9 protein-coding genes and 1 pseudogene are annotated in these 10,173 nt (G+C 59.8%); 1 reads left to right on the top strand and 9 read right to left on the bottom strand.

The genetic code is table 11. The features are described from left to right. Positions 1-293: 293 nt before the first annotated feature. From ACXWUF_RS11825 to ACXWUF_RS11805, 5 genes are all read right to left on the bottom strand, one after another. The gene (locus ACXWUF_RS11825) at positions 294-503 is read right to left on the bottom strand and encodes a hypothetical protein (RefSeq protein WP_458503286.1); all 210 of its coding nucleotides are present in this window, start codon (positions 501-503) and stop codon (positions 294-296) included. A gap of 456 nt (positions 504-959) precedes the next feature. Beyond that, the gene (gene trfA / locus ACXWUF_RS11820; RefSeq protein WP_458503285.1) at positions 960-1,865 is read right to left on the bottom strand and encodes a plasmid replication initiator TrfA; all 906 of its coding nucleotides are present in this window, start codon (positions 1,863-1,865) and stop codon (positions 960-962) included. 254 nt (positions 1,866-2,119) lie between these two features. Then, entirely contained in the window at positions 2,120-2,413 is a 294-nt protein-coding gene (locus tag ACXWUF_RS11815; protein ID WP_458503284.1) for a type II toxin-antitoxin system RelE/ParE family toxin, read from the bottom strand. Next, the gene (locus tag ACXWUF_RS11810) at positions 2,413-2,673 is read right to left on the bottom strand and encodes a type II toxin-antitoxin system ParD family antitoxin (protein ID WP_458503283.1); all 261 of its coding nucleotides are present in this window, start codon (positions 2,671-2,673) and stop codon (positions 2,413-2,415) included. The genes ACXWUF_RS11815 and ACXWUF_RS11810 overlap by 1 nt, the downstream gene beginning before the upstream one ends. A gap of 207 nt (positions 2,674-2,880) precedes the next feature. Beyond that, positions 2,881-5,850: a Tn3 family transposase gene (locus ACXWUF_RS11805; protein ID WP_458503282.1), complete on the bottom strand. Its 2,970-nt coding sequence runs from the start codon at positions 5,848-5,850 to the stop codon at positions 2,881-2,883. A 101-nt stretch (positions 5,851-5,951) separates the two neighbouring features. On the opposite strand from ACXWUF_RS11805, the gene ACXWUF_RS11800 reads away from it, so the two are divergent. Further along, positions 5,952-6,557 (top strand): tyrosine-type recombinase/integrase, encoded by a 606-nt coding sequence (locus ACXWUF_RS11800; RefSeq protein WP_458503281.1) that lies wholly within the window; start codon positions 5,952-5,954, stop codon positions 6,555-6,557. A gap of 58 nt (positions 6,558-6,615) precedes the next feature. Here the strand turns inward: ACXWUF_RS11800 and ACXWUF_RS11795 are convergent, their stop codons facing one another. The 4 genes and pseudogenes from ACXWUF_RS11795 to ACXWUF_RS11780 form a co-directional block, all read right to left on the bottom strand. Next, the gene (locus ACXWUF_RS11795; protein WP_458503280.1) at positions 6,616-6,843 is read right to left on the bottom strand and encodes a transposase; all 228 of its coding nucleotides are present in this window, start codon (positions 6,841-6,843) and stop codon (positions 6,616-6,618) included. Between the two features lie 50 nt (positions 6,844-6,893). Continuing rightward, positions 6,894-7,067: pseudogene (locus tag ACXWUF_RS11790) on the bottom strand (transposase); the annotation flags it as partial. Between the two features lie 68 nt (positions 7,068-7,135). Then, positions 7,136-9,694, bottom strand: coding sequence for a TIGR03986 family type III CRISPR-associated RAMP protein (locus tag ACXWUF_RS11785; RefSeq protein WP_458503279.1), 2,559 nt, complete (start codon positions 9,692-9,694; stop codon positions 7,136-7,138). Beyond that, a partial coding sequence (locus ACXWUF_RS11780; protein ID WP_458503278.1) for a hypothetical protein occupies positions 9,691-10,173 on the bottom strand: 483 nt, incomplete at its 5' end. The genes ACXWUF_RS11785 and ACXWUF_RS11780, both read right to left, overlap by 4 nt.

The following is a 10,173-nucleotide window of genomic DNA, read 5'->3' as shown; positions in this document are numbered from 1 at the left end:
CGCTGGGGTGGGAGCATATCGGCCTGACCGGCGACTACCTCTGGCGGCAGAGCAAGCCGGTCGAACAGGGCCGGTTCCGCCCGCTCCGGAAGCCGGCCGAGCCTTAGCGTACGATATTTTCCGTTTCGTGAGCTGGCCCCTGATAAGCGGCAAGGTCCACCCTATCCGGCAACGGATAGGGCAGAGCCTAAAAAAATGCATTCAGGAAGGCGGTTTTTTTGGCCGCTGGCGCGTTTTTCTGGTGGTGGTGGTGGGGTAGTAGCCGAAAAAGGCGCGGCCTCTCTGCGGGCATCCTAGAGGGTTTTAGATGGGGTCGGGTTTGGGGTCCGAAAGTGGTTTTTGCGCTGCTCGGGGGGAATGGCGCGGTAGGCCTTGCCCTCGATCAGGCCGGACGAATACCCAAGGGTTCCGGCCCGTGGGTGCGGGGCGGGTTTCCCGCCCGCCAATCCGGCCTCCCAATCGGCAGGGTCTTGGACAATCGCGGGGCGCTTGGTGGCGATCATAGCCCAATCTTACCGGATGAGATATTAAAAACCCGTGTTCTCCCTTGGCTCCTGCCCTCTGCGGTTCAAGGCTGGCCGCTCTGGCGCTGTCGTAGCGCGGCGGGAAGCTTCCCGCCTTGGTGCCCATCCTCGCGCCCTAAAAACCGTTTTTCTTTTTTCCTTCTGCCCATCAGTTCGGCAAAAAACATTCCTCGGGGGTGTGGGGGCAGACAGCCCCCACCCTTCAAAAAAAATTGTGCGAAGCACTCCGCATTCTTCCGGTGCTGACCGCAAGCGCTGGGGGTGCCTGTGTGCGTGCGTGCGTGCGCGGATTTAGGAAAAGATTATAAATGGATTAGAAGAGGATTAGGCAAAATCCGACTTTCTCGTAAGATATTGATTTTCAACATGAAAAAACCAAAAAAAATTACTGGTGCGGGACTCGTAAGCCGTGCCTGCGGGACTCGTAAGCCGTGTCTATTTTTTGGCTAGGTGCCTGCCTTGGGTTGGGGCGGGTGTCCGTTCAATATGCACAAGGTCGGCGGCGTCGATTGCCCATCCGTTTATGTCGCCGTTGGCCTTGAGGTCATCAAGGGCGGTGCGTAGCTTCTTGCGGAAGTCGCCCAAGCGGGCGGTGCGGCTGCCGCTCTTCTCTCGGTAATACTCCACACCTCGCGGAAATGGCGCGGCGTGGCTGGCAAGTTCAAGCTGCAACCATCTGGCAAGGTCTTTGCGCTTAAGCTTCTTCCGCTGCTCCCAATTGATAACCGTATAACTGCTTTCCGTAAACAGGGCGGCAAATTTGGGGTTTAGTCGGATAATCCAATGTTTACTTGTTTTATCCTGAATCGCGTCATCAATTAAGTGCCCAATATAATCACAATCCTTTCCTATAATTTTCAAGGTTCCTTTAACAAGCCTTTCTATTTCGTCCTTAAGCTGCTGGTGATGGTCGCCGCCTGTGCTGCGTCCCAAGCCTTTTAAAAGGGCGTGGGCGGGAATTACGACATATTCCCCGAATGGCCTATGCCGTACCATGAACACGATTTGAATAAACGTGTCCTTGTCGTCTTGGTTGAACTGTTCGCCGGAAAAGATAACCTTCCAACCGTCAACGGTCGCAATCTCGCAATCATTGAGTAATTGCCGGTCTTTCCCTTGGATCGCGGCGAACAGGGCGGAACGTATCAAGGGATTTGACACGGCGCGGGTGTCATCAGTCAAAAGCAGGGGAAATTGAATAACCTTAGCTAGCGGCTTGGCTGGCGCTGCTGTCGGTTTCGTTGGGGCTTTGGGGGCGGCGCTGCGTTCGCTTTCGGGAAACTGCGGGGGCCAAGGGCTTTCAAGGTCAATCCCGTGTTTCTCGCATAATTCGTACATCATGCGGGAACCCATGGGGTTTTCTCTAAGGTACTTGACAGGTACTCTCTAATGCTTTCCGGCTTGGGCTGCGCGTTGCTCATTTTCGGCCTTCCCTTTGGTTGGGGGTTTTGTTATCTTGGCCGTGCAGTTCAAGCGGGGACGCTCCAAACTGCCCGAAGTGATGAAAAGGCCGCTTACTCTTGGTTGGGGGGCGGCTTTTTTTCGTGTCTGGAATCCTATGCCTTCACCCTGAGGGGCGGCAATCGAAAAGCGGTTCAATGGGTGAAAAAGCTTTCGTCGATATTGCGGGAACCGTGCAAAACGCGCTCGATCCTGATTTCATGGGGCAAAACGGTGTAGAAAATCAGGTAGCGGCCAAACGGGATAATCCGAATACCCTCCCCAAATTCCTCCCGCAAACGGGCGGCAAGGGGGAATTGCGGGATTTGAAAACACCTTGCCCGAATCTCGGCGATAAAGCTTAGCGCCCGCGCCGGATTGTCGCGGGCGATATAATCGCCGATGTCCTCAAGATCGAGGTCGGCGGCGGGGGCGAAAGCGCACCGCATCAGGGTTTCTCAAGCATGGCTTGATACTTGGCGGTCAAGCGGTCGAAAACCATTTCGGCGGGGATGCTGGCCCCGCTGTCGCGGCCCTCCTGGACTTGCCTGCGAATCTGTTCAACATGGATGCGGCGCAATTCCTCCTGTTCCTCCAAAAGGCGCAAGGCGTCGCGGACGACCTCGCTGGCGCTGGCGTAACGCCCGCTGTCGAGTTGGGAACGGATGAAGCCCTCAAAGTGTTCGCCGATAGCGTAACTGGATGGCATGGGGGGATTCCTCATACGAAAAAATTATCAATCTTTGATAACTCATTTTGGCAGAGCCGTCAAGCCAAAAGAAAGGCGGCATTCGCTTCGCTCACACGTTTTTTGAACGCCTCCGGCGGGGATATTTGGGCCGAAATGATGGGGCTTGTTTATCGCGCCCATGTATAGGGGTAGACCCAACAGTCGTGTCATAGGCCGCCAAATCGATCAATCGAGAAGCAGCCGGGTCTCCATGTCCAGGTCGTAGCGGCCGTAGGGGTTGATGTGATCCCAGAACAGCGGGGTCAAGGCGCTGAGGTCGCGCGGGGTGAGCCGTCCCGCCCAGTGCGGCTGGGCCAGCACCCGCTGCAGCATCAGGGTGTTGATGTAGATCAGGCAGTTCTGGAGCAGGTGCAGGGCCAGCATGCTGACCTCGTGGTCCTCGCGGCGATTGCTCGCCAGCTCGCCCCGGCGGGCGAAGAAGACGAAGTCGGTGGCGCCGTTCCAGTGCTCCACGACGTTCAGCCCGGCATTGATTTCCCGGCGCAGAGCCTCGCTATGCAGGTATTGGCACAGGAAGAGGGTCTTCACCGCCTTGCCCAACTGGGCGAAGGCCTTGTAGGTGGGATGCTGGACATTGGTCTTGGTGAAGCGCCGGAGGATGGCCTCGGTCTCGGCGGTGCCCTGCCGGACCGCGGTGGCGTATTTGACCATCTCGTCGTACTGCTGGCGGATCAGGTCCCAGTCGATGGGCTTGGTCAGGATTGGCTGTAGGTTGGGATAAGCGTCCGGCTGGCCCACGTCCGGGCGGGACAGCTTCTGGGTGGGGATCGCCTTCAGGCGGGGCATGAGCAGGAAGCCCAGCAACCGGCAGAAGGCGAAGGCCACCGTGCTCTGCCCGTGCGAATCCACGTACTGCCGGTCCACCTCCATCTCGGTGCAGTGATGGACCACCCCCTCGATCATGGACGCCACTTCGGAGGAGGACGGCGACTTGAGCTGGGAGTGAATGCACAGGGATTTCCGCTCGACGTGCCAGTAGATCATGATGCCGCGGCCCCCGTAGCGGGCATGCCACTGGGTGGTCAGGTTTTGGTCGAAGGCGCCGAAGTGCTTGGAATCGGAGGCGCAGCTGGTGGTCCCCTGGCCCCAGATCTCCGGGTGGCGGGCGCGCAGGGTCCCGTCGGTCACGAGAGCGATGGCCTGGCGGAGCGCTTCGACCGTGATGTAGCGGTGCCGTACGTAGGCCAAATCCTTGTGGGTCACTCCGACATGGCGCCCGGCCATGCGCTGCAGGCCGGCATTGGTGCCCAGCCCGTGCAGGCAGAGCAACAGGCGGGGCTGGAGCACGGCCCGTTCCAGGGTTTCGTACGTCGTCGGGCTCTTCAGCGCCGCGGTGAAGTTCAGCCGCAGATCGGTTTCCTTGATCATGTCGAGCAGGCCGGTCATGGGCCAGGTGGCGGCGATCTCCGCCTTGAGGGCCAGGAGGTTGGGCGGATCGGGCAGCGGATCGAAGGGCGTGACGGTGATCCGGCCCCCCTGCGCCTCGCCGATCCGGACCCCGCGGTTGCCGGGGAGTCCGCGATCGAGGGTCCCAAGGGCCTCCCGCATTTCCGCCTGGAGCGTGGCGATGAACGTCTCCGCGTCCAACGGCAGGTTCAGCGCCTGATAGTACCGTCCGCGCTGGGTGTCGAAGTCGACCGGCAGGTCCTCGTCGGGGTTGCGGTAGCGCTGGGCGCCGACCGCCCAGATTTCCTTGCAGCGGATGCCGTCCCGCAAGGCTTCCAGGACACAGATTTCATAGGTGACCCGGTTGACCCGCAGCCGCCCCTTGCCGTCCTTTTCCTGGACCGCCTCCCGCCAGAGGCCGGCGACGATGCCGTCCAGCGGCACGTCCTCGCCGGTTGGGAAGCGGTGCGCCGACCGGTCGGCATAGCACTTGAGGAGGTCCAGGGCTCGGATGATCGGCTGATGAGCCTGGTTGTTCGACCGGAATTCCAGGGCGTCCAGGATTTTGGGGACCATCCGCCGGTAATGGCCCTTGTAGGAGTTCCGGATGACGGTGCGCAACGTGGTCCGATAGCGGGGGCCGGTGCTCTTCCACTCCTTGACCAGGTCCCGCAGGGTCTGTTCGCTCACCACCGGGAAGACCACCTCGCGCACGATCCCGTCCGGCCGGTCCAAGGCGGCGCCGGCCAGTTCGAACAGCAGGTTCTGCTTGCCCGAGACCCGCTTCAGGTCGTCGAGCAGTTCCCGTTCCACCCGGCGCTCCGCTCGCGCGCCAATCCGATGGATGGTCTCGGTGAGCAGATCGACCAAGCCGTCCACCAAGGTCTGGCCGCGCCACTGCACATAGGCCGCCAGCCACGCCAACCGAGCGGGCTCGGGATGGCGGCGCAACTCATGGGGCGCCTCCACAGCGACCCGCCGGCGGTACCGGTCCAGATCGTGCGGAAGCCAGGCCTTGAACAGGTCGGCGGGCAGGTCGATCCCGCGGACCAAGGCGAGCTTGGCCAGCTCCTGCTCGACACTGGCCAGGCTGGGTCGGCCCGGATCGCGGCGCAGCCACAACAGCACGGCGGGCGCGGTGCCCGCCGCCGATTCCGATGGCGCATCCGGGGAAGCGGCGTCCGGGGCCTCGGGGTCGGGCCGCAACAGCGCTTCCAGACGGGCTCGCGTCTCCGGTGCCAAGCGCGCCAGGATACCGGCATACAGGCGCTCTTCATGAGCGCGAAGGGCGGTGCCGACGAGACGATCCTGACGATCCTCCGAAGGCGGTTCGATCGCCTGTTCCCGGCAGCGGGCGACCAGCCCGGCCCGCAGGGCTCCCGGGTCCGCGCCGACGGTGGCCGCATGTTCACACAGCCAGGTCTCCAACGACCCGGCGTCGGCCAGCGTGGCCTTGCGGAATCCGAACCAGGCCCGGATCTCCGATTGATATCGCTCCTGGGTCCGAGGCGACAGTTCGATGCGTTGAGGGGCGTCTTCCGGAAGGCCGAGCTGGCGGACCAGGATTTCCTTCTGCGCCTGATCGATGTCGCCTAGTGTGTGGGGGAACCGACCGTACTGACGAAAGAACAGCAGCAGTAACGCAAAACCCAACCGATTGGCGGGGTGCCTGGCTTGGACAAGGTCTTGTTCGGTCGGCGTCAGCCACCCGGCTTCCGGCGCAGGGGCACCCGGCGGCGTAGGCTTCATGAGGGGAATTCCAGCGTCGGCGGAAAGCGGCCGATTTTTGACAAAACCGGTATTTTGTAAAAAGTGGACGATACTTGCGAGAGGCAAATCAAGGCATTCCGATGGACAAGACCCCCTCCCCCGACCGGCCAATTGTAAAAAGTGGCGCCTGCGAGGCCACGGATGCCCACGAGCGCGGCAAGGATTTCCTCAGCGAGGCCGAATTAGGAGCCTTGCTGACGGCTGCCAAGGCGGGGCGGCATGGCATTCGCGACTATCTCCTGATGCTGACGATGTTTCGCCATGGTCTTCGCGTTAGCGAAGCCATCGGCCTCCGTCGCGGCGAGGTCGATCTCGACCGGGCGCGGCTGTGGGTGCGGCGCCTCAAGAACGGCCTGGCCGTGGAGCATCCCATCGCCGGCGACGAACTGCGGGCCATGAAGCGCTATCTGGCACTCCGCAGCGATGCCTTGCCGTGGCTCTTCATTTCGGAGCGGGGCCAGCCGCTGACCCGCCAGTCGGTGAACTACCTGATTGCTGCAGCAGCGGAGCGCGCCCAACTGCCCCCAGTGCATCCGCATATGCTGCGCCACTCCTGCGGCTTCTATCTCGCCAACAAGGGCTACGATCTTCGCCTGATCCAGGATTACCTCGGCCATCGCGATCCGAAGCACACGGTTCACTACACTCGGGTGGTGGGCAGTCGGTTCGAGGGATTATGGCGGTGAGCGAGGCCTCCCCAAGGGGGGAGAACCGATTTGGCGGGCTATGACACGACTGTTGGGTCTACCCCATGTTGGCGGCATGAACCTGGACGTGAAGCAGTTGGCCCAGGATGTCCACGACGATGTGCCGCTTGTGGCCCTTCACCCGCTTGCCGCCGTCGATGCCCCGGTCCTCGCTGCCGTACTGGGTCTTGACGCTCTGCGAGTCGATGATCCCGTAGCTGGGCTGGGCGGCCCGGCCCTTTTTTTTCGACGATGCCGGTTCACCTCGTCCAAGGCCGCCTCCCACACGCCGGTCTTGCACCACCGGTTGAAATGCTCATAGACGGTCTGCCACGGCGGGAAGTCCTTGGGCAGCATCCGCCATTTGATGCCGCCTTCGGCGACGTACAGGATCGCGTCCACGATCCGCTTACGGGGATGCTTGCTGGCATTCCCACGCCGGTCCTTCGGTTGGAAATGGTGTTCGATCAGTGCCCATTCCGCTTCGCTAAGGTCACTCGAATAGCTCATCCCGGGGGGGTCTCTCTCAAGAAAAGGGGGGCTTGACTCTACCCGATTTTCTTTTGCCAGACAGCTTCTCAGGTTTCCAGTAGGCCGTTCAGGTTGGGTTCGGGCAGGGCGCGTTTATCCCGGCCCGGCTGGTTCGTCTGTTGGCGGCGCCCTTTCATGTGGCCTTTGCGAATGTCGGTGTGATGGGCGTAGATCCGCCAGACCGTCTGATGATTCTCGGTGGTCCGGGCCGTCCGGTAAGCTGCCCGCGTCAATCCGGCATAACGATGCACCGCCGCCCAACGTTCCAAGTGGCGGGATAAATCTATCGGGTTCGAGAATCTCAGCAGCTTCCCCGCAAACGCTTCGATATAGAGGCTGGCATCGAAGTCGCCCCCTTTGGTTTCGCTCAATGCGGGACGCCCGCTGTCTTCCGTCAATAGGTCCACGCGATCCAGGCACAAGGCTACGCTGCCCAACCCCAACGGTCGCCCATAACCCAGCTTGTGGGCCAAGGTTGGCTGGTCTTTCTCCGAGGCTTTTTCCGCCAAGCGGGCCAGTTTGACTTGCAAGTCATGGATGGCCGCGCCCTGTGTTTCATCCGCCGCCAGCTTTTCCACCAGCGGCGAGAAGTAGACCGCCGGAAACACCGTGACCAACAACGCCCCCAACTCCCAATCCCGCAAGTCCTGGAAATCCAGGGTGAAGCGGAATTCCGTGCCGGGTTGGCTGATGAAGCGGGCCAGGGTGGATTGGGTGTCAGCAATTTTGGCTTTGTCGATGAAACAATCTTCGTGCTTTTCTGGATTCGCCGCGTCCGGCTGGTGGCGGTAGAACTTCCGCCCGGCCAGTTCGCCCGGCGTGTCCGCGGCGTCGCCGGGTAAGTCGCCATAGGTCAGGAGTCCCGCGCCATCGCCGTGACGTTTAGCCTTGATGGTGGCGGCGTCCGGCTGGCGGAGGTAATGCTCCACGGCACTGGGGCGCGGCATACCCAGCGTTTTGAGGGGGACAAGGAAGCGGCTGTTTTCCGTGCCGGGCAGAAAACGCTGTTGATCGGACAACTTGCCGTCTTTTAAATGCTCGACCGCGAAGCCGCAGCCGATGCGGCCTTTCAAACGCTGATGGCGGCCCGTGCCGATGTTGTCGCTGCCGCTTTCTTGCCCCGGATTCGAGTCTTCGCGCCGGGAAACGTAGCCGCAGAATAGGCGGGCACCGGAAAGTTGGGCGGGGGGAGTGTTGTCCTTATCCCCCGACGTGGACTCGCTATCGAGTGGCCGAAGGATGGCGCGGGGTTGTCCGTGATGTAGGCGCACGGAATCCACATGGCGCCAGCGGTAGTGGAAATTGTGGCCGAAGCTGCGGATTTCAAAGTTTTGGTCTACTTCGACGTATATGAGTTGGTTCTTGAGTGCGGGGGAGCGGTCTCGCCATAAGTCGGCTTGCTGTTTGAGCGCTTTTTGAATTTTATGAATCATTGCGTCGGAACCGTCGCCGTGGAGCAAGGGGTGCCCTTTCATCAAATGGCCAGTTTTATCATCTGCTAGTTGCTCCAGACTGGCGAGGTAGTGGTCTATGCAAGGTTGGCCAATGAGTTTCTTTTCCGCATCGTTTAAGTCATTTGTGGAAATAGCGACAAATTTGTGTAAATGCGCATCGGGGTTATCCCGGAATTGCTTATGTAGCTCACCACAGGAATCAATACCGCCCACATATGAAAAAATCTGGCCGTTTCCCAATGTGGCATTCGAAACTTCTTCAAAATATTGCTTAAATCCCTTGGCAGAATAGGCGTCGGCATTTTCCAAATTAATGTTTATTCCTAAATTATTGGCTTGTTTGAGCGCCTCACATCGACTTTCGATGGCATCTCCCCGAGAAAAGTAAACATATTGAATATCCCGCAAAATCTTGACCCGGAGTTCGCCACTATTTTTCCACCCGTCGATAACGGCTGGTAATAAGCGAAGCCGGTCTGTTGGCCGTGAAGTTGGGGCCAAAGCTGGTCGATATGAGTATACCCGCTCCGCCACCCGCTCCATGGGGGCCGATAGTAACGCGCCGAGGCTGTGACGGATCATACCGTTAAGGGACTTTCCCGATAAAGCAACCCGGCGCACATCGTCCGTAAGCCGGAAAGGTTGCAGGATATTTTTGTCGCCATTTACCCCATCAGGCTTGATTCCTGGGCAAGCCTCTTTGAGCTTATATTGCGTGGCTCCCACCAATATCGGCGTCAAGGCACGAAGAGAAATGCGGAGTTTGCCGGTGTGGCGATCTTGAGCATCTTCCCCGTTATGCCAGATGGGCGCGTCGGTAACCGCTAGGGTTAGGTCGATGTCGGCGAAGTGATAAGGATTGCCGTCGGAATTGGAGACAGATTGTCGGGGCGTCGGCGGCGCTGCCTGTTCGATAGGCTGAGCCGGTCTTGGATATTTTCTGTGCCCTTCCAAGGGGCGGACAGTCCTCGCGAACTGTTTACCGCTGTTTGGGTTTGTGTGGATTACAAATTCGCAGTCCGCGTGGCGATAAGGAACCCACCCTTCACAGTCACGAAGTTGAAAGCTAAATTCTTGTTCGGGGATGTCTAAAGCTTCGATCCAACCGTATTCCCTATCGCTAAAATATTTCTTAATTTTTCCACGGATCATGGCTTTACCCCCTTATTAGCATCCACCACCAGCCACGCCAAAAGCGTGTCGCCCCGCCAATATTCCACTAATTCCAACCTGCCGGATTTTTCCTGTTTTTTTAACCAATCCGGCACATGGCCCTTGCTAAAAAAACGCCGCTCCGCGTCTTGGCGCTGCAAGACCCGGTAGGCGGGAATCTTCTCAACCTGTTTGATCACAGCCCCGTCGAATCGCCTCTCGGCAAACGCGAACCAACGCACCGCCCCATCATCGTCCTGAACCAAATGGCATCCGCCGAGCCGGTTATCCGGCAAATAACCACCGATACGGATTTCGGCCAATTCCGGGGTTTTCGCCGGATCGGGCCAGTGATTCGTCCACGGGCTGAAATCGGCCCGCCCCGGACGCCCATCGGGCCGCAGCCCCGGAAATGGCTCAAACCAACCCCGCCACTCAGTCAACCCAACGGTTTTAACCAACCAGCAGGCGGTTTCCAG

The sequence above is a fragment of the Methylomagnum sp. genome (assembly GCF_054333355.1).
This window is presented reverse-complemented; position numbering and strand designations above follow the sequence as displayed.